This window comes from Rhizobium sp. SRI_017 (assembly GCF_057586295.1).
This window is the reverse complement of the sequence record NZ_JBYCZP010000001.1, coordinates 867,468-884,709: the sequence shown is the minus strand read 5'-3', so window position 1 is coordinate 884,709 and position 17,242 is coordinate 867,468. Positions and strand designations below refer to the sequence as shown.

The 17,242-nt window shown below is 61.6% G+C and carries 19 protein-coding genes; 10 read left to right on the top strand and 9 right to left on the bottom strand.

What is annotated here, in order from left to right:
- Nucleotides 1-1,599, top strand: a complete 1,599-nt coding sequence (locus AC2YI2_RS04485; protein WP_487385212.1) for a CRTAC1 family protein — start codon at nucleotides 1-3, stop codon at nucleotides 1,597-1,599.
- A 42-nt stretch (nucleotides 1,600-1,641) separates the two neighbouring features.
- Here AC2YI2_RS04485 and AC2YI2_RS04480 read toward each other — a convergent pair whose 3' ends face one another.
- Nucleotides 1,642-2,331, bottom strand: coding sequence for a DUF4328 domain-containing protein (locus AC2YI2_RS04480; protein WP_487385211.1), 690 nt, complete (start codon nucleotides 2,329-2,331; stop codon nucleotides 1,642-1,644).
- 205 nt (nucleotides 2,332-2,536) lie between these two features.
- Nucleotides 2,537-3,175, bottom strand: coding sequence for an FMN-binding negative transcriptional regulator (locus tag AC2YI2_RS04475; RefSeq protein WP_487385210.1), 639 nt, complete (start codon nucleotides 3,173-3,175; stop codon nucleotides 2,537-2,539).
- Between the two features lie 75 nt (nucleotides 3,176-3,250).
- Here AC2YI2_RS04475 and pdxR point away from each other — a divergent pair, with 75 nt between their 5' ends.
- The 4 genes from pdxR to rpsA all read left to right on the top strand — a co-directional run bounded on the left by pdxR (nucleotide 3,251) and on the right by rpsA (nucleotide 8,307).
- A complete protein-coding gene (gene pdxR, locus AC2YI2_RS04470; protein ID WP_487385209.1) occupies nucleotides 3,251-4,708 on the top strand; it encodes a MocR-like pyridoxine biosynthesis transcription factor PdxR in 1,458 nt (485 codons plus the stop codon).
- A 718-nt stretch (nucleotides 4,709-5,426) separates the two neighbouring features.
- Nucleotides 5,427-5,678, top strand: a complete 252-nt coding sequence (locus AC2YI2_RS04465; protein ID WP_487385208.1) for a hypothetical protein — start codon at nucleotides 5,427-5,429, stop codon at nucleotides 5,676-5,678.
- Nucleotides 5,679-5,862: 184 nt separating this feature from the next.
- A complete protein-coding gene (cmk, locus tag AC2YI2_RS04460) occupies nucleotides 5,863-6,489 on the top strand; it encodes a (d)CMP kinase (RefSeq protein WP_487385207.1) in 627 nt (208 codons plus the stop codon).
- Between the two features lie 114 nt (nucleotides 6,490-6,603).
- A complete protein-coding gene (gene rpsA / locus AC2YI2_RS04455; protein ID WP_487385206.1) occupies nucleotides 6,604-8,307 on the top strand; it encodes a 30S ribosomal protein S1 in 1,704 nt (567 codons plus the stop codon).
- A 141-nt stretch (nucleotides 8,308-8,448) separates the two neighbouring features.
- Here rpsA and AC2YI2_RS04450 read toward each other — a convergent pair whose 3' ends face one another.
- A complete protein-coding gene (locus tag AC2YI2_RS04450) occupies nucleotides 8,449-10,140 on the bottom strand; it encodes a hypothetical protein (RefSeq protein WP_487385205.1) in 1,692 nt (563 codons plus the stop codon).
- Between the two features lie 175 nt (nucleotides 10,141-10,315).
- On the opposite strand from AC2YI2_RS04450, the gene AC2YI2_RS04445 reads away from it, so the two are divergent.
- On the top strand, nucleotides 10,316-10,651 hold the full coding sequence (locus AC2YI2_RS04445; protein WP_487385204.1) for a DUF6665 family protein: 336 nt from the start codon (nucleotides 10,316-10,318) through the stop codon (nucleotides 10,649-10,651).
- On the opposite strand, the gene AC2YI2_RS04440 is transcribed toward AC2YI2_RS04445, so the two are convergent.
- Nucleotides 10,646-11,188 carry a DUF1697 domain-containing protein gene (locus AC2YI2_RS04440; protein ID WP_487385203.1) on the bottom strand — a complete coding sequence of 181 codons (543 nt, stop codon included), beginning with the start codon at nucleotides 11,186-11,188 and terminating at the stop codon, nucleotides 10,646-10,648. The two genes, AC2YI2_RS04445 and AC2YI2_RS04440, sit on opposite strands and share 6 nt — an antisense overlap.
- Nucleotides 11,189-11,240: 52 nt before the next feature.
- Nucleotides 11,241-12,131 carry a DUF817 domain-containing protein gene (locus AC2YI2_RS04435; RefSeq protein ID WP_487385202.1) on the bottom strand — a complete coding sequence of 297 codons (891 nt, stop codon included), beginning with the start codon at nucleotides 12,129-12,131 and terminating at the stop codon, nucleotides 11,241-11,243.
- Nucleotides 12,132-12,233: 102 nt separating this feature from the next.
- Between AC2YI2_RS04435 and AC2YI2_RS04430 the strand changes: the two genes are divergently transcribed.
- Together AC2YI2_RS04430 and AC2YI2_RS04425 are read left to right on the top strand one after the other, a co-directional pair.
- Nucleotides 12,234-12,812, top strand: a complete 579-nt coding sequence (locus AC2YI2_RS04430; RefSeq protein ID WP_487385201.1) for a calcium-binding protein — start codon at nucleotides 12,234-12,236, stop codon at nucleotides 12,810-12,812.
- Between the two features lie 146 nt (nucleotides 12,813-12,958).
- On the top strand, nucleotides 12,959-13,546 hold the full coding sequence (locus AC2YI2_RS04425; RefSeq protein ID WP_487385200.1) for a calcium-binding protein: 588 nt from the start codon (nucleotides 12,959-12,961) through the stop codon (nucleotides 13,544-13,546).
- A 5-nt stretch (nucleotides 13,547-13,551) separates the two neighbouring features.
- On the opposite strand, the gene AC2YI2_RS04420 is transcribed toward AC2YI2_RS04425, so the two are convergent.
- Nucleotides 13,552-14,178, bottom strand: coding sequence for a ribonuclease D (locus AC2YI2_RS04420; RefSeq protein WP_487385199.1), 627 nt, complete (start codon nucleotides 14,176-14,178; stop codon nucleotides 13,552-13,554).
- 135 nt (nucleotides 14,179-14,313) lie between these two features.
- Here AC2YI2_RS04420 and AC2YI2_RS04415 point away from each other — a divergent pair, with 135 nt between their 5' ends.
- On the top strand, nucleotides 14,314-14,610 hold the full coding sequence (locus tag AC2YI2_RS04415; RefSeq protein WP_487385198.1) for a hypothetical protein: 297 nt from the start codon (nucleotides 14,314-14,316) through the stop codon (nucleotides 14,608-14,610).
- A 31-nt stretch (nucleotides 14,611-14,641) separates the two neighbouring features.
- Here AC2YI2_RS04415 and AC2YI2_RS04410 read toward each other — a convergent pair whose 3' ends face one another.
- The 3 genes from AC2YI2_RS04410 to AC2YI2_RS04400 are packed head-to-tail and all read right to left on the bottom strand — an operon-like array spanning nucleotide 14,642 to nucleotide 16,521.
- Nucleotides 14,642-14,878 (bottom strand): Lrp/AsnC ligand binding domain-containing protein, encoded by a 237-nt coding sequence (locus AC2YI2_RS04410; protein WP_487385197.1) that lies wholly within the window; start codon nucleotides 14,876-14,878, stop codon nucleotides 14,642-14,644.
- Nucleotides 14,878-15,747 (bottom strand): prephenate dehydratase, encoded by an 870-nt coding sequence (locus AC2YI2_RS04405; RefSeq protein WP_487385196.1) that lies wholly within the window; start codon nucleotides 15,745-15,747, stop codon nucleotides 14,878-14,880. The genes AC2YI2_RS04410 and AC2YI2_RS04405 overlap by 1 nt, the downstream gene beginning before the upstream one ends.
- 24 nt (nucleotides 15,748-15,771) lie before the next feature.
- Nucleotides 15,772-16,521, bottom strand: coding sequence for a 3-deoxy-manno-octulosonate cytidylyltransferase (locus AC2YI2_RS04400; RefSeq protein ID WP_487385195.1), 750 nt, complete (start codon nucleotides 16,519-16,521; stop codon nucleotides 15,772-15,774).
- A gap of 147 nt (nucleotides 16,522-16,668) precedes the next feature.
- Between AC2YI2_RS04400 and AC2YI2_RS04395 the strand changes: the two genes are divergently transcribed.
- A complete protein-coding gene (locus tag AC2YI2_RS04395; protein ID WP_487385194.1) occupies nucleotides 16,669-17,217 on the top strand; it encodes a c-type cytochrome in 549 nt (182 codons plus the stop codon).
- Nucleotides 17,218-17,242 lie beyond the last annotated feature (25 nt).

The window sequence follows — 17,242 nt, the reverse complement described above, 5'->3', positions numbered from 1 at the left end:
ATGAAGAAGCTCGCTTTCACCTTCGCCGTGGTTGTGCTGTCCGGCCCGGCCTTCGCCGCCGATCCCAACATCCCGGTGCCGAAATTTGCAGACGAGACCAAGTCCTCGGGCATCAACTCGGTCTATGCCGGCGACTGGCAATATATGGTCGGTGGCGGCGCGGCCGCGTTCGACTGCAATGACGACGGCTTTGCCGATCTCTATCTCGCCGGTGGCGAGAAGCCGGCGAAGTTCTATCTCAACAAGTCGACCAAGGGCGGCGAACTGAAATTCGCCGAGGAGAAATCCGGCCTCGAATTCGACGCGGTCACCGGCGCCTATCCGCTCGACGTGGATTCCGATGGCAAGACCGATCTTGTCGTCCTGCGCGTCGGCGAGAATATCGTGATGCGCGGAAAGGGCGGCTGTCAGTTCGAGCGCGCCAACGAAGCGTGGAACTTCGCCGGTGGCGATGCCTGGAACACGGCCTTCGCCGCGACCTGGGAGAAGGGCAACCGCTGGCCGACGCTCGCCATCGGCTCCTATGTCGACCGCAAGGAGGAACTCTATCCCTGGGGCACCTGCACTGACAATTTGCTGTTCCGTCCGGAAAACGCCGAGGGCGAAAAATTCGCCAAACCCCTGGCGCTGAAACCCAGTTTCTGCCCGCTCTCGATGATGTTTACCGACTGGAACCGTTCCGGCACGCCGTCGCTCCGCGTCTCCAACGACCGCGAATATTACAAGGGCGGCCAGGAGCAGATGTGGAAGGTTGTAACAGGCAAGGCGCCCGAACTCTACACCCAGAAGGAAGGCTGGCGTTACCTGCGCATCTGGGGCATGGGCATTGCCAGCTATGACCTGAACTTCGATACCTATCCCGACTGTTTCCTGACCTCGATGGCCGACAACAAGCTGCAGATGCTGGCCGAGGTGCCCAAGGACGGCAAGCCGAAGCCGTCTTACGCCGACGTCGCCTTCAAGAAGGGCGTGACAGCGCACCGGCCCTATACCGGCGGCGACTGGCACCCTTCGACGGCCTGGCACACCGATTTCCAGGACGTCAACAATGACGGCCTCGTCGATCTCTTCATCGCCAAGGGCAATGTCGCCAAGATGGAGGATTTCGCGGCTCTCGACCCCAACAACCTGCTGGTCCAGCAGCCCGATGGCAAGTTCGTCGAAATGGGCGACAAGGCGGGCATCGCCTCGATGAATGTCGCCCGCGGCGCGGCGCTCGCCGATTTCAATATGGACGGCCTTGTTGATCTCGCGGTCGTCAACCGCTGGGTCAATGCCGAAATCTACCGCAACACCACCCCGGACGCCGGCGCCTTCGTCGCCTTCAAGCCCGTCCAGGACGGCGCCAACCGCGACGCGATCGGCGCCTGGATCGAGGTGAAGTGCGGTGCCGACGTGATGCGTCGCGAGATCACCTCCGGCGGCGGCCATGTCTCCGGCGCTCTCACCTGGCATCATTTCGGCATCGGCACGGAAAAGACTGCGCAAGTGCGGATGATCTGGGCCGATGGCACGGTTGGCGAATGGCAGACGGTCGATGCCGGCAAGTTCTATGTGGTTGAAAAGGGCAAGTCCGTCGCGGAGTGGGCGGCCAAGTAGGCCGCCCGGACAGGCTGGTGAGCTACCCCGCTATCGTCGCGCTTAGGCCATCGTCGGCGCGGCGTTCGGCATGGCTGTCTGTTGCTCGCGCTCGAAATCCATGACGACGAGCAGCATCAGGATGGTGGCGACGATCGACAGGGCGCCGGAGCCCGCGAAGATATTGGTGCTCCTCAGTTGCAGTCCCTCGGACCCGTCCGCCAGCAATGGCGCAAGGGCCTGGAACAATCCTTCGGCGATCGTCGCCCACCACCACAGGGTCAGTATGTGGAGGCCGGCGGGCTCGTCCAGGCGAAGATTGTAGGTCTTGGGAACGACCGTGCCGACATAGATCTCCTTGAGCACATAATAGGGTTTCACCAGATTGGCGAAGGGAACGAAAAACCAGATCACCGACCAGGCCGGAGAATGTGCCATCCGGTCGGAGCCGAGCGCGCGGGCGAGCGCGTCGCTGCGATAGACCCAGACGAGAAACGTAATGGCCGCGGCGACTTCCAGTACCACGCGCACGGCGCCCTCGATCAGCCGGTAATTGTAGTTCTGTGTCGCCCGTTCCGCGAGCTCTGCCGCGGAGGCGTAGTTGCCCGAGATGGCATCGCTGATCAGCTGGTACTGGAAGGCGTTGAGGCACATTTCGACCAGCAGTATGAGCAGCGTCGCCCAGGTCAGGATCAAAAGCAGGTTGCTGGTCCCGGCGACGCGGTCCCTATGCCAATTCACGTCAGTCGTCATGAGATAATCCGAAACTCGGCCTACTGAATCTGTTGCGCCATGCGATCCACGAGGGGCAGCGTCCCATGCAGGGGCCACCAATCGGATCGACATCAAGTGTTGAGCGCTTATCAGTCAGCCGTGTTTCAGCGGGAAGTCGGCGGCGGCGGCCAATGTTTCATCCATTGCTGATATATCCGGCCGGGAAGGTGCAGGCTTCCAGAGGTCAGCCGGCGGGGCCGGGCACCGGGATCACCGCGGAAACCGCCTGATCCTTCCAGTCGGCGCTTTCGCCCAGGCCCAGCTTCACACTCCGGCGATCGGCCTCGGGCCGGTTCTGGCTCATCTTGCGCTTGCCCTCGAGCGTGGCGATCGGCATGCGGATGCCGACAATGCCGCGCAGTTGGGCCTTGATGAAAGCCTCAGGCGCATCCGCAACGTGCCAGGGCACCTTCCGCGACGCCTCGTGAAGATTGGTGAGGCGGCTCACGACGTCGAGCAGCCGGTCGGCATCGTCGAAGAATTCCACACGCCCGCGGGCATGGACAGCCGTGTAGTTCCAGGTCGGGACGACCTTACCGTGCTCGGCCTTGGATGCGTACCACGACGGCGTCACATAGGCGTCGGGGCCCATGAAGACGGCGAGGCCGCCGCCGATGACCTCGGCCTTCCATTGCGGATTCGGCCGCGCGAGATGCGCATAGAGAACACCCGTCTCGCCCTCCGTCTCGTCGAGAAACATCGGCAAGGGCGTGGCCATCGGCCCCTCTGACGTGGCCGTGATGAAATTGGCGAGGCGGCATTGCCGCATCATTGCGTAGAGCTCTGCCGTGTCGTCGACGACGAAGGCGGGTTGATTATACATCTGATGTCTCCTTGACTTGGCGTCACTATTGCCATCGACTGGCCCAAAATAAATGGCCAGTTCCGGAGTATTTCATTGGTCCAGTTGGAGACGGATCCGCGGAAGGACGGTGCGGCGCGCCGCATCTATCTCGCCCTGCGCGAGCAGATTGCGTCGGGCGTCTACGCGGCCGGGGAACGGCTTCCATCGAGCCGCGCGTTGGCGGAAGAACTCGGCGTCTCCCGGACCACGGTGACCTCGGCATTCGACCAGCTGATCTCCGAAGGCTACATACAGGTCCGGCAGGGCAGGCGGGCCACCGTCACACCGAATGTGGCACCTGTTGGCTCCGACCGCGCGCAACGGCACCGCGACTCCACCCGAAAACTCTCTGCCTATGCCGCGCGTGCGATGGACCTGCCGCCGAACATCCCCATCGGGCGGAACCGAGTGAAGTACGATTTCCGCTATGGCGACCTCGCGCCGGCGGACTTTCCGAAACTTGCCTGGCGGAAAGCGACGAGCGCCGCGATCCTCGTGCACCGCGAGCGACTTGGCTATGATGATCCTGCCGGAAGTCAGGCACTCCGGCGGGCCTTGCAGGGCTATCTCTGGCGCGCCCGCGGTATCAGTTGCGCGGTTGACCAGATCGTCATCGTCAACGGCTCCCAGCAGGCTCTCGACATTTGCGCGCGCGTGCTCGTCAATCCGGGTGATCCGGTGGTGCTCGAAGAACCCTGCTATGCCATGGCACGCAATGTCCTTGTGGCGATGGGCGCAGTGCCCATCGCCGTACCCTGCGACGGCGACGGGGTCGATACGTCCCGGCTACCCGAGCCGGCAGGCATCGCGCTTGCCTGCGTCACGCCCAGCCATCAGTTTCCCCTGGGCGGGGTCCTGTCCGCCGAGCGGCGCCGGGCCTTGCTCGAATGGGCCGATGCAGGAGACACCTATATCGTGGAGGACGACTACGACGGGGAGTATCGCTACGATGTCGGCCCGATCCCGCCGCTCCATTTGTCGGGTCCGGACCGTGTCATTTATGTCGGCACGCTGTCCAAGACCCTGTCTCCGACGCTGCGCCTCGGCTACATGGTGTTGCCCACCGAACTCGTCGAACCCTTCGTCCGCTGCAAGCAGATCGCCGACCGGCACAGCGCCACATTCGAACAGGAGGCGCTCGCCTCCCTGATCGAAACCGGCACCTACGAGCGCCATGTCCGCAAGATGCGGCGGTCGAACGCGGAGCGGCGAAGCGCCTTTCTGGTGGCGATGACCAAGGCATTCGGCAACGATGTCGAGATCGTCGGAACCTCCGCCGGCCTCCACGTCGTCGTCTGGTTCAACCGGGTGAAGGCGCGGGACGAAGAAGGGTTCGCTGGATTCGCGCGCGAAAATGATGTCGGAATTTATCCGCTGTCCCGCCTGTTTGCTTCTCCAACGGATCCGCGGGCTGGGTTCATATTCGGATATGCGTCGATGCCGGTGGCGCTGATCGGCAAGGGGGTGGAGAGGTTGGCGGAGCTGGTGAGCGGACACCTGTCTGGGAGATGACGAGAGACTTTGAGATACACCCGTTGGATACAAGCTACTTCAAGCAGTGAATCCCGTCCAAAAAATTTCAAGCATTATCCAATCATAACAATAAGTTATGCCAAGATTTCCACGGCCCTCGGAACCTGTGCGAGAATCACTTCCGTCCCGCATCGGCTACCACGCATGGCGATGCGTCGAGGCGGGGCCGGTGCCTGGCACGGAGAGACGACGCAAAGCTCCATGCCAGGGCCCGTGCAGAAAATGGTCCTCCTCAGGCCTGAAAAAGGGCCTGGCGTGCCTGTGAGGCATAGGAGGCATCGGATGCCAGGCGGGAGGTGATGGTCCCGCGGGCCCGACATGCCAGCGATGGATGGCGGGCTTCACATCGCGGGCGGGTAGGCTGAACAAGCGTACCCGTTCCCAAGGCATTCGGTGACGCAGAGGGACCGGAGTTGCGCGGGAAAAACCACCGAACGGGGCACGGAAACGCGCCTTATCGGCTGCCGCGAGGCAGTCATTACTAACGTGGCACGGTTGCGTGCCCCGGCCGATCCCTCATGCGAAAGCGAGGGGATCGGGAGTGAGTATGCGCCACAACACGGACGGAATTCCGCCGCGTGAACGCGAAACCATGCTGAGTCTCCAGAATAGGAAAGCGGAATGATCCGTCCTTATTCCAAACTTCTCACCCGCCCCGCACTTCTCGCCCGCCCAAGGGCACTTCCCGGAGGACATTATGAAATTCCGCGTCGCCGCCTGCCTCATCCTCGCCGTCCTGGCGCCCGCTGCCGCCGTTGCCCAGGACATCGAGAAATACACCGTCTATTGCGCCGACGACCGGATCGAGATTTCCTTCTGGGACCTCGCCCAGATGAAGGTGCGCCGCGGCTCCGATGTCTGCCAGTTCGCGAGCTATACCAGTTCGTCGAGCGCGTCGGATTTCGCCCGCAAGAATTTCGGTGGCGAGGGGCAGCCCTGCTCCTGCTGACAGGTCACATCTCCGCGAATTCTGTCGTTCGTCTGTCACAATGCCTTGTCGTTCACGTCGGCCTTCCCTATGAAACGGGACGTGAACGATGGCTGCGCGATTCCGCCGGCCTCAAGCGATTCCGGGAAAGCGCGTAAGAGTTTTCCGTCCGGAGTTGCGTAAGGGCAATGAGACCAGGGCCGCGATGACGACGATTGCGATAGACGGACCGGCTGCCGCGGGGAAGGGCACGCTTTCGCGCCTGATCGCGGACGCCTACGGCTTCCATCATCTCGATACGGGCCTGACCTACCGTGCCGTCGCCAAGGTGCTGCTCGACAGTCATCTGCCGCTCGACAACGAGGCAGTTGCGACCAAGGTGGCGGAGGACATCGACCTGTCGGGCCTCGACCGCTCGGTGCTTGCGGCGCATGGGATCGGCGAGGCAGCGTCGAAGATCGCCGTCATGCCCAATGTCCGTCGTGCGCTGGTCGATGCGCAACGCGCGTTTGCCCGCAAGGCACCCGGTACGGTGCTCGACGGCCGTGATATCGGCACCGTCGTCTGCCCGCAGGCCGAAGTGAAGCTCTATGTCACCGCGTCTCCGGAGGTCCGGGCGCGCCGCCGCTTTGACGAGATCGTCGGCGGTGGAGGCGAGGCCGATTTCCCGACCGTGCTCGCCGATATCGAGCGCCGCGACGCCCGCGACATGGGCCGCGCCGACTCCCCGTTGAAGCCCGCCTCCGATGCGCACTTGATTGATACGTCGACAATGGGTATAGAGGCCGCGTTTCAAGCAGCGCGCGAGATCATCGACGCTGCCCTGAAATAGGTTTCGTGCGGTCCTCGCGCCGGAAAAGCTCCCTCGGGAGCGGATCGCATCGAGCCTGTGTTCAACTCAAGCCACCGGCGCCCGCGAGCTGAATGCTCGTATTTTGGAGTTTCAATGTCCGCAGCTACTTCCCTGAAGGAGGACTTCGCGTCCCTCCTCGAAGAATCCTTTTCCAAGGTCGATCTCGCCGAAGGTTATGTCACCAAGGGCATCATCACGGCGATCGAAAAAGACATGGCGATCGTCGACGTCGGCCTGAAGGTCGAAGGCCGCATTGCCATGAAGGAATTCGGCGCCCGTGCCAAGGACGGCTCGCTGAAGGTCGGCGATGAAGTCGAAGTCTATGTCGAGCGTATCGAAAACGCGCTGGGCGAAGCCGTTCTGTCGCGCGAGAAGGCTCGCCGCGAAGAGAGCTGGATCAAGCTCGAAGTCAAGTTCGGCAATGGCGAGCGCGTTGAAGGCATCATCTTCAACCAGGTCAAGGGCGGCTTCACCGTCGATCTCGACGGCGCCATCGCCTTCCTGCCGCGTTCGCAGGTCGACATCCGTCCGATCCGCGACGTCACCCCGCTCATGCATGTTCCGCAGCCCTTCGAAATCCTCAAGATGGACAAGCGCCGTGGCAACATCGTCGTGTCGCGCCGTACCGTTCTCGAGGAATCCCGCGCAGAACAGCGTTCGGAAATCGTCCAGAACCTCGAAGAAGGCCAGGTTGTCGAGGGTGTCGTCAAGAACATCACCGATTACGGTGCGTTCGTCGATCTCGGCGGCATCGACGGCCTGCTCCATGTCACCGACATGGCATGGCGTCGCGTCAACCATCCGTCGGAAATCCTGTCCATTGGCCAGCAGGTCAAGGTTCAGATCATCCGCATCAACCAGGAAACCCACCGTATCTCGCTCGGCATGAAGCAGCTCGAGTCGGATCCCTGGGGCGATATCGGCGCGAAGTACCCGGTCGGCAAGAAGATCCGCGGCACCGTCACGAACATCACCGACTACGGTGCATTCGTCGAGCTGGAGCCGGGCATCGAAGGCCTGATCCACATCTCCGAAATGTCCTGGACAAAGAAGAACGTCCATCCCGGCAAGATCCTCTCGACGACCCAGGAAGTCGACGTGGTCGTGCTCGAAGTGGATCCGTCCAAGCGCCGCATCTCGCTCGGTCTCAAGCAGACCCTCGAGAACCCGTGGCAGGCATTCGCCAACGCCCATCCGGCCGGCTCGGTCGTTGAAGGCGAAGTCAAGAACAAGACCGAATTCGGTCTGTTCATCGGCCTCGACGGCGATGTCGACGGCATGGTTCACCTCTCCGACCTCGACTGGAATCGTCCGGGCGAGCAGGTCATCGAGGAGTTCAACAAGGGTGATGTCGTTCGCGCCCAGGTTCTCGACGTTGACGTCGAGAAGGAGCGCATCTCGCTCGGCATCAAGCAGCTCGGCAAGGATGCCGTTGGCGATGCGGCCGCTTCGGGCGACCTCCGCAAGAATGCGGTCGTCTCGTGCGAAGTCACCGCCATCACCGATGGTGGCATCGAAGTGAAGCTCGTCAACCACGAAGACCTCACCTCGTTCATCCGCCGTGCGGACCTGTCGCGTGACCGTGACGAACAGCGTGCCGAACGCTTCCAGGTTGGCCAGATTGTTGACGCCCGCGTCACCAACTTCTCGAAGAAGGACCGCAAGGTTCAGCTTTCGATCAAGGCGCTGGAAATCGCTGAAGAGAAGGAAGCCGTCGCACAGTTCGGTTCGTCCGACTCGGGCGCGTCGCTCGGCGACATCCTCGGCGCGGCTCTCAAGAACCGCGGCGGCGAATAAGCCTCTTCGCTTCCGCCCGAATTCATATTTGAATTCTGGGCCCTGAAATAAGGAAACCCGCCGGATCGCTCCGGCGGGTTTTTTGCTGCGAAGCGCGGCCCCTAACCTCACGCACCTCGAGCAGCAAGCAGATCGATAGAGTCAGAAGCCGCCCATGCGCTGGTAGAGCGCAAAGGCGCGGTCGGCTTCCGAGGAGTCGCGATTGATGACGACAGCCGGATCTTCCTCGGGAAGCGGATCGTGGATCTCGTCATATTCGTCACGCGGTCGGCGCTTTTCGCCGTCCTCGTCACCGTCGTCCTCGCCGTCCTCGTCGGTCTCGTCTCGGGCGTCTTCTTCCTCGACGGTCAGGATCATCTCCTCGCGCGCCGGCTGGACCTGCGCATAGGTGAAGGGTACTGCATGCAGGGTAAGGTCCTGCCGGGCGACGGGCAGGCCTTCGAAGTCGTTGGTCGCCTGGTGCTCGTCAACCATGACGGCCTCGTGCTCAACCTCGATATGCGCGGCTGCGGGCGTGGCGCTCTCTGTGGGAGCGTCGATCGGCATCTCGTCCGTCGGCGCAAGAGCGATAGCGTCTTCGGCAACGGCCACATCGCCGGTCGAGGCGAATTCCGGAAGCTGCGCCTCGTCGAAAGCCTGCTGCAGCGGTCCGGCAGCACGCTGTTCCGTCGCGTCCGCTGATTCCGGCAGGGGCGCGGCGGCCTGCGCGACCATGGCGGCCAGCAATTCGGCGGCCTTGGCCGGCATTGCGGTCACGACTTCGGCGAGACCTTTGAGTGTCAGCATGGTCTGCAGGCGGCGGTCCTCGACCTTCTCCGATGCCGGACGCTCCTGGTCGGCGCGGACAGTCTCGGCCAGATGGGCAATCGCCTGTGCCACGTCGCGGATCTTCTCGACGGTGAGCGAATCGAGCTTGAGATTGGCGGACGAGAAGGTCACGTTCTGGGCGGCAGTGCCCGAGGCAGGCGGCATCGGCTGCCGGACATTCGGCAGTGCCACCTCCGGCTTCGCCGGCTTGGCAGTCATGCCGCCGATGCCAGCATGGTTCTCGGCAGTCGGCGAGTCCTCAGTGATGACGTCCTCAAGGACGTTCGCCTGAGGCTGTTCCACGGTCTCGGGCTGTTCCTCCGTCCTGGTCTCGCCCGGCTCGAACATCACCTTCAGTTGATTTTGCAGCACCTTGGCATCGGCCGGCTGCGCATCGGCAGGACGCAGCTTGCTCTCCGCCGAAAACACGCTCTGGCCGGCGGCGCTGTGGCGGGCAGCGGCCCGCATTGCAAGCGCTTCCTCGGTGTGGCCGCTGTCGGTGCCCTCTTCGAGGTAGGTGGTCGTCGCTGCATTTGCGGCCGTGCGGCCCGACATGGACGATGGAGCTTCGGCGAGGGCCGTCACGTGGGCGGCTTCCTGGCCGTCGGGCTTGCGGAGCGCCGTGACGAGATCGGCAAGCGTGATCTTCAGCGGCTTGAGGCCGGCCTTGATTTCAAATTGCAGGCGTTCAGCCTGCGGCATCTTCTCGATCGTCGCGATGATGCGGAGGAAGAGCGAGGTGAGGTTCTCGTCCGAGCGGCGGACGAGCTTCAGCATCGCCGCGATATTCAGCGTGAGTTCCTGCAGCACCGTCCGGTTGCCGACCGTTGCGGTCACGGCATTGACATTGGTCAGCGGGGAATTCGACGGCAGTTCCGGCTCGATCATGCTCTCTGCTGGCTGCGCCGGGTGGGGCGGCACGAACGGCGGCTCACGCCGCGTGCCGTGATCGGAGGCTGCGGTATTGGCCTTGAGCGCGACGCCACTGCTGGCGGCTATGGTGACGTTGACAGGCGACGTCAGCATGGGAGGACTTTCGAATGGGTGAAACGTGCACTGATAACACGAAGCCGCTCATGCGGCCCTCGGCGGTCCCGTTGGCGAAGAATTCGCTGGATAGCGCTGATTTGCATTGCGCGCAGGACGGCCTATATTTGGACGATGCTAGATAAAAATGGTTAATGCAAGGCTAATAGTTTTCATGTCGTTGCGTCCGCCTTCTCGCTATCAACAGAATCCGTCGGGAAAATCGTCGTTCAGCGTGCTGGAATATGAGTTGATGGCCGAGCGCGCCGATGCCCTCGGCCGCGCTGGGCTACGTGCCGAGGCAGCGTTGCAGAGACTGCAAGAGGCTGCGCCGGAGGCCGACCGTGAAGCGCTGATCGACGCGGCCGCGGCCGAAGTCTACGCGATGTTCATCCAGCGCGAGATTTGTGGACTGAAGAACGGCCGCGAGGTGATCGCCCGCTATGGCATTCCCGGCGTGGTCTTCGCCCGGCTCGGCGTCAGCAGGAAGAAGCCCGATCCGGCATCATGATTTGCTCGCGAGATCGTGCAGCGCCAGCATGGTGTTCCAGTTCCGCGCCGTCATCGGCACCTTGAGAATCCGCTCGATGATCCCGCCCAGCACCGATTTGCCGAAGCCGTCGGGCGTGTGGAGATAGAGCGTGCCCTCGACGATCTGCCATTCCTCGTGGCCCGCTTGCTTGGCTTTCAGCATTTCGAGCCGTGATGGATCGGGCGTCTCGTCGAGGATGAAGGTGTGGACGGTCTTGGGGAACTCATGGGCCTGCGGATAGGGATTGCCGGCGACGATCTTGCCCCACGCGACCGTGTCGCGCACCATGACCTTCACATCCATGGCCTTGTGGTCGCGGATCGCACCTGAAATGCGCCTGGCGAGCACGTCGTTGCCGGCCTTGGCTGCCTTGAAGACCATGTTGCCGCTTTGCAGATAGGTCTGGACGTCCTCGAAACCGAGGCTCGCCACCGCGTCCTTGAGATCGGTCATCTTCAGCACCTTGCCGCCGACATTGATGCCGCGTAGCAGGGCGATATAAGTCCGGTTGGTCATGATGCCACCCTTGATGAAGGTGACCCGTGATTATTCGAGACCCTCGAAAATGTCACCCCGGGATTGCGCTGTCGCGATAGACGGCTCGCGTCGAATCCGGCGCCCTTGGCTTCAGCACGATCGTGACCAGCACGAAGCTGACATAGAGCAGCAGGTACCAAGAGCCGAGCTTGCCGAAGGAAACCATGTGCCAGACCTTCTGCGACGGATAGATCCAGGTGCCGGTGATGGTGCCGATATTCTCTGCGATCCAGAGGAAGAGCGAGGCGAGGAAGGCCGCGACGGTGAGCGGCATATGCAAGGTCGTGCGGTCGGTGGTGAAATGGATGCTGACCCGCCTGAAGATGATGACGGTCGCCGCAAACATCGCATAGCGGATATCGGGCAGGAAGTGATGCGCGAAGAAGTTCAGGTAGATCGCCAGCGCCAGCAGCCCGGTGAGCCACCCGGGTGGATAGTGTGTGAAGCGCATGTCGAAGATGCGGATGGTGCGGGCGATGAACGAGCCGACCGAGGCATAGAGGAAGCCGGAGAACAGCGGCACGCCCGCAATGTTGAAGATCGACGGCTCCGGATAGGCCCAGGATCCCATATGGACCTTGAAGATTTCCATGGCCGTGCCCGTTACATGGTAGATGAAAATGACGCGCGCCTCCTCCCAGCTCTCCATCTTGAAGCGGAGGAACAGGACCTGTACGGCGAGCGCAATGAGAAAGAGAAAGTCGTAGCGATGAAGCCACCAGTCGGCTTGCCACAGGAACTTTGTGGCGATCATCAGCCCGAGCATGATACCGGCGAACAGGCAGGCCCAGGCCTGTTTCAAGCCGAACAGGACGAACTCGGACAGCCACCATGGCAGCAGCGTGAGCCAGCCACGCAGGAGACGACGGAGTGGTTCGAGATAGGGGCCGGTTTCGTGTTGCGGCGCGGTCTCAGGCGTCATTGCAATACTAGCGTCCCCTATGCGAAACCGTGACATCTTTTTGTCTGAAGGATTGTCTTTGCTACAGAACGTTTTGGGACAATGAAATCAAAGGACTGGCGCATGAAAAAGAACGGGATCACGACGGAAGGCGAGGAAGACCTCACGGTGCGCTTGCATGGCACAAATGGGAACGACTACTTCCTCGGGGATGCTTCGAACGCTCCAAAAGTCGATACCCCCGATATTTATAAGGGCCATGCCGGCAATGACGTCATTTATGGTCTTGGCGACCAGGACCATCTGTTCGGTGGTGCCGGAACCGACAGTGTTTATGGCGGTTATGGCGCCGACCGAATTGTCGGGGGACTGGGAAACGATACGCTTTCAGGTGATGAGCAAGAAGACACCATCATGGGCGGTGGCGGTGCGGATGTCTTCTATTTTGACGCCTGGACTGAGGAATCCGGTGGCTCCGGCTTGGACGTCATCACGGATTTTGACGTGCACGAGCGTGGTGAACATGTCTCGATGGGTATCGCCCGAGGCTTCGAGATTGCGACTTTCGCCGAACTCAAGGCCACCATGGTGCAGGACGGCCACGACGTTGTCATGGGCTTCGGCGGCATTGCCACACTTGTGCTCGAGGATGTTCGGATCGCGCAATTGCGCGCCGATCACTTTCATATCTACGTGGCCTGACAAGCCCACGATCAAAATGCTTCTGCCGCAGTTCAGTTGCATTTTGGGGCCTGTCCATCCCCCATTCGGAGGGGTGACAAACTCCGGGACTGGACTACCTTCTTGGCATGCGGCTGCGGCCGATCTGAAGACATCAGGGTGTTGGCATGAGCAAGGTCAAGCATTCGCATTTCAGGCATGACGAGATTGGCTCCCGGGCCGACGATTTCTTCTTCCGCAAGAACGGCTCCAACGGGGACGACATCTTCGAAGGAAGTGATCTTAACGACACTTACAATGGCCGCGGTGGCAACGACAACATACTCGGCCGTTGGGGCAATGACCGCCTGAGCGGCGGTCCCGGCTTCGACGCGGTGTTCGGCAGCGGAGGCGATGATCGGCTTTCGGGCGGTCCCGGCGACGACAAGTTGTCTGGAGAGGGCGGTCGAGATGTTCTAAGCGGGGGCAGCGGCCTCGACATCTTCTATTATACCGCCAACGGCAATTTACTTCCCGGCGCAGGCCATGGCATCGATATCATCACCGACTTCGATCCCAGAGGGCGCGATGGCGACATCCTCACGATGCTGATCAACTATGGTTTCGGCGTCAGCACTTTTGGACAACTTCGCGCGGGCATGCAGCAGGACCGTGGCAACACGGTCATGGATTTCGGCGGCGGCGATGTTCTGGTTCTGCTGGATGTCAGGATCGGCGAATTGAGTGCCGACAACTTCCTGATCTTCGGCGGCTGATACTTTCAGCTATGCGCGAAAATATCGGTCTCTTCCCAGCCGAGGAGATCGAGCTTGGCGCGGGTCGGCAGGAATTCGAAGCAGGCGGTGGCGATGTCCCAGCGGCCGTCGCGGATCAGCCGGTCGGTCAGCTTCTCGCGCAGTGCATGAAGATGAAGCACGTCGGATGCGGCATATTCCAGCTGCGCCGGGGTCAGGGTCTCCGCGGCCCAGTCGGATGACTGCTGAACCTTGGAAATGTCGATCTCCAGCAACTCCTTGAGATTGTCCTTCAGGCCGTGCCGGTCGGTATAGGTCCGGCAGAGCCGCGAGGCGATCTTGGTGCAGAACACCGGCGTGGTCGTGACTCCGAAGGTGTGGAAGAGCACGGCGATGTCGAAGCGGCCGAAATGGAAGATCTTCTGGCGGATCGGATCCTCGAGCATGGCGACAAGGTTCGGCGCTTGCGTCTGCCCCTTGGCGATCTGGATCACGTCGGCGGTGCCATCGCCCGGCGAGAGCTGCACGACGCAGAGCCGGTCGCGGCGCGGGATCAGGCCCAGCGTCTCGGTATCGATGGCGATGGCGCCGGCATAGCGCGCGGCTGCCTCCGCCGAAATGTCGCCCTTATGCAGCCTGATCGAATCGCTCATTGCCCCAGCCCCGTAAATCCGTTTCGAGCGGCTATAGCGGAAAACGGCGCGGAGACAAAGCGCCGGCGATGACGCGGAGGTGTCTTTACCCGCGGAGCGTCGCTGCCTATCTTTGGACAAACAACGAGGTTTCGGATGAAGCGGCTCGCGCTCGCGCTGATATTGGTTTCGACCCTGCCCTTCGCGGCGGCGGCCAAGGATACGTTCAAGAACCTGCCGGGCGTCAAAGACCCTGCAAAGGAGGAGGCGGTGCAGCTCGATACTGTCTGCACGAGCCAGCTCGAACGAACCTGGCCGTCCCGCTTTCCCGCACGCAATGGCTTGGCCGAACGCACTTATAGCTGCGACGAAGGACAGCTCAGTTCCGGCTCAAACCGGCCGCCCAACCTGATCGAATACCGGAAGCTCAAACAGTATTATCAGTCGAACTGATCTGAGCGCAGCCGGTTGGCTCGCGCCGTGGTCAAAACGCCTTGAAGGTCATCGTCGTCAGCGAACGCACGATGCCGTCGATATCGAGCACCTTGTTGTTGATGAAATGGCCGACATCGGTGCCCTCGGGCATGTAGATCTTGGCCATGAGGTCATATTCGCCGCTGGTCGAATAGAGTTCCGAGCAGATCTCGCGCTCATAGAGCCGATCGGCTACATCGTAAGCCGTGCCGGGCCTGCACTGCAGCTGGACGAAAACGCAGATCATCAGGCTTCTCCTTCGAGCAAAGTGCCGCGCATCGGATGCGCCTTGTAGGTACCCACGATGTGGAGCTGAGTCGAGAAGAACCTCAGTTCCTCGAGTGCCCGCTTGACGTTCTCGTCATCGGGATGGCCTTCGATATCAGCGTAGAATTGGGTGGCCACGAACTTGCCGCCGATCTGGTAGCTTTCGAGCTTCGTCATGTTGATGCCGTTGGTCGCAAAGCCGCCCATGGCCTTGTAGAGCGCGGCCGGAATGTTGCGGACGTTGAAGACGAAGGTGGTGACCAGCTTCTCCTCGGGCGAATTCCGCTTGATGACCTGCGGCTCGCGGGTCAGCACGATGAAGCGGGTAACATTGTTCTCGTCGTCCTCGACATTCTCCTCGATAATGTCGAGGCCGTAAAGGTCGGCGGCGAGCGCTGGGGCAAGCGCCGCCATCGTGCGGTCGCCGGTCTCCGAGACCAGCTTGGCAGCGCCCGCGGTGTCACCGGCCACGATGGCCTTCCAGCCGTTGCGGCGCACGATCTTGCGGCACTGGCCCAGCGCGTGGATATGGCTGTGCACCGTCATGATGTCGGCATGCTTCACGCCGGGCAGGACCATGAGCTGGAAGCGGATCGGCATGAAATATTCGCCGACGATGTGCAATCGCGATTCGGGCAGCAGGCGGTGGATGTCGGCGACGCGGCCTGCCAGAGTGTTCTCGATGGGAATCATCGCCAGATCCGCGTCACCATTTTCGACGGCGGCAAAGGCATCCTCGAAAGTCGGGCAGGGCAGCGGGGAGAGATTGGGGAAAACGTCGCGGCACGCCATATCGGAATTGGCGCCGAACTCGCCCTGGAAGGCGATGCGATTGGTCTTGACGATCATGGGGAATTTCCGCCCTGCTTGTTCTTAATCGTGGCCGAGGATGGCCCGGGCCCGTTCGAGGTCGGCGGGAGTATCGACACCGAGCGGGACCGAGTCAACGATTTCCGCGTCGATGCGCATGCCGGCTTCGAGTGCGCGGAGCTGCTCGAGGGATTCGCGCATTTCCAGCACCGAGGGCTTGAGCGTGACGAAGCGTTCGAGCGCGCGGCGGCGATAGGCATAGAGCCCGATGTGGTGGTAGAGCGGGCCGTTGCCATAGGGCGCGGTGGCACGGGTGAAATAGAGCGCCCGGAGCCGGGAAGCCGAAAGCGGCGAACCCACGATTTTCACCACATTGGGATTGGTTTTCTCGTCCTCATGGGTGATTTCTACGGTGAGTGTTGCAATATCCGTCGCCTCGTTCTCCAGCGGGCGCAGGCTGGCGCGGATCGTCTCGGGCTCGATCGTCGGCAGGTCGCCCTGAACATTGACGATGAATTCGGCGCGACCGGCGGGATCGGCATTGCCAAGCGCCTCGTGGATGCGGTCCGAACCTGACTGATGGGTCACCATCGTCATGACGGCGTCGAAGCCGGCATCCTTGACCGCTTTCAGAATGTCCTCGTGATCGACGGCGACGGTGACGCGACCGATGCCGGCCTCATGCGCACGCTTCGCCACCTGGACGATCATCGGCAGGCCGGCAATGTCTGCAAGCGGCTTGCCGGGCAGTCGCGTAGAGGCCATCCGTGCCGGGATGAGAACAATGGTGTTGTCGAATGTCGCTGACGTCATTGAAGGGCCTTCAAAAGCACTTGAAAAAGTGGCAATTAGTCTCACCAGACCCTATGGTTTGGTGGTTGAACTTTCAGCCCAAAAGACATAGGTTCCGCGCGATTTCAAGATGCGCCGGTCGGGACGACGGCAAGGGAGCTTTGCAAGATGAATGGTTACATGAATATGGCATTGGGCGCACTGCTCGGGACAGTCTTCGTGCTGTTCTCGGTCTCCTTGGCGTCCGAAGGGCTGTATCATTCCGAAAATCCGGAAAAGCCGGGCTTCGTCATCGAAGGTGAAGAAGTGGCGAGCGCCGAAGGCGCCAAGGAAGAAGCTCCCCTCGTGCCGATCGCCGACCTGATGGCCAAGGCCGACCCGGCCAAGGGCGAACAGTTGTTCAAGAAATGCGCGAGCTGTCATAGCACCGACAAGGCCGCGGGCAACAAGGTCGGCCCGAATCTCTACGGTGTCGTTGGCCGCCCGATCGCCCAGCTCGAATTTGGCTATTCGGCTGCGATGAAGTCCTTCGCCGAAGGTGGCAAGCAGGTTTGGGACTTCGAACACCTGAACCAATTCCTGCTGGCGCCGAAGAAATACATCAAGGGCACCGCAATGGGCTTCGCCGGCGACAAGAAGGACGCAGAGCGCGCCGACATCATCGCCTACCTGAACTCCAAGTCCGACGCGCCGCTGCCGCTACCCGCCGCGAAGTAAGCGCCGGACGCAGATGGAATTCGGA

Excerpts from the sequence above, each read along its gene's own strand:
- AC2YI2_RS04485 (WP_487385212.1), top strand. The coding sequence starts at position 1 with ATGAAGAAGCTCGCTTTCACCTTCGCCGTGGTTGTGCTGTCCGGCCCG.
- AC2YI2_RS04480 (WP_487385211.1), bottom strand. The coding sequence starts at position 2,331 with ATGACGACTGACGTGAATTGGCATAGGGACCGCGTCGCCGGGACCAGC.
- AC2YI2_RS04475 (WP_487385210.1), bottom strand. The coding sequence starts at position 3,175 with ATGTATAATCAACCCGCCTTCGTCGTCGACGACACGGCAGAGCTCTAC.
- AC2YI2_RS04465 (WP_487385208.1), top strand. The coding sequence starts at position 5,427 with ATGAAATTCCGCGTCGCCGCCTGCCTCATCCTCGCCGTCCTGGCGCCC.
- cmk (WP_487385207.1), top strand. The coding sequence starts at position 5,863 with ATGACGACGATTGCGATAGACGGACCGGCTGCCGCGGGGAAGGGCACG.
- rpsA (WP_487385206.1), top strand. The coding sequence starts at position 6,604 with ATGTCCGCAGCTACTTCCCTGAAGGAGGACTTCGCGTCCCTCCTCGAA.
- AC2YI2_RS04450 (WP_487385205.1), bottom strand. The coding sequence starts at position 10,140 with ATGCTGACGTCGCCTGTCAACGTCACCATAGCCGCCAGCAGTGGCGTC.
- AC2YI2_RS04445 (WP_487385204.1), top strand. The coding sequence starts at position 10,316 with ATGTCGTTGCGTCCGCCTTCTCGCTATCAACAGAATCCGTCGGGAAAA.
- AC2YI2_RS04440 (WP_487385203.1), bottom strand. The coding sequence starts at position 11,188 with ATGACCAACCGGACTTATATCGCCCTGCTACGCGGCATCAATGTCGGC.
- AC2YI2_RS04435 (WP_487385202.1), bottom strand. The coding sequence starts at position 12,131 with ATGACGCCTGAGACCGCGCCGCAACACGAAACCGGCCCCTATCTCGAA.
- AC2YI2_RS04430 (WP_487385201.1), top strand. The coding sequence starts at position 12,234 with ATGAAAAAGAACGGGATCACGACGGAAGGCGAGGAAGACCTCACGGTG.
- AC2YI2_RS04425 (WP_487385200.1), top strand. The coding sequence starts at position 12,959 with ATGAGCAAGGTCAAGCATTCGCATTTCAGGCATGACGAGATTGGCTCC.
- AC2YI2_RS04420 (WP_487385199.1), bottom strand. The coding sequence starts at position 14,178 with ATGAGCGATTCGATCAGGCTGCATAAGGGCGACATTTCGGCGGAGGCA.
- AC2YI2_RS04415 (WP_487385198.1), top strand. The coding sequence starts at position 14,314 with ATGAAGCGGCTCGCGCTCGCGCTGATATTGGTTTCGACCCTGCCCTTC.
- AC2YI2_RS04410 (WP_487385197.1), bottom strand. The coding sequence starts at position 14,878 with ATGATCTGCGTTTTCGTCCAGCTGCAGTGCAGGCCCGGCACGGCTTAC.
- AC2YI2_RS04405 (WP_487385196.1), bottom strand. The coding sequence starts at position 15,747 with ATGATCGTCAAGACCAATCGCATCGCCTTCCAGGGCGAGTTCGGCGCC.
- AC2YI2_RS04400 (WP_487385195.1), bottom strand. The coding sequence starts at position 16,521 with ATGACGTCAGCGACATTCGACAACACCATTGTTCTCATCCCGGCACGG.
- AC2YI2_RS04395 (WP_487385194.1), top strand. The coding sequence starts at position 16,669 with ATGAATGGTTACATGAATATGGCATTGGGCGCACTGCTCGGGACAGTC.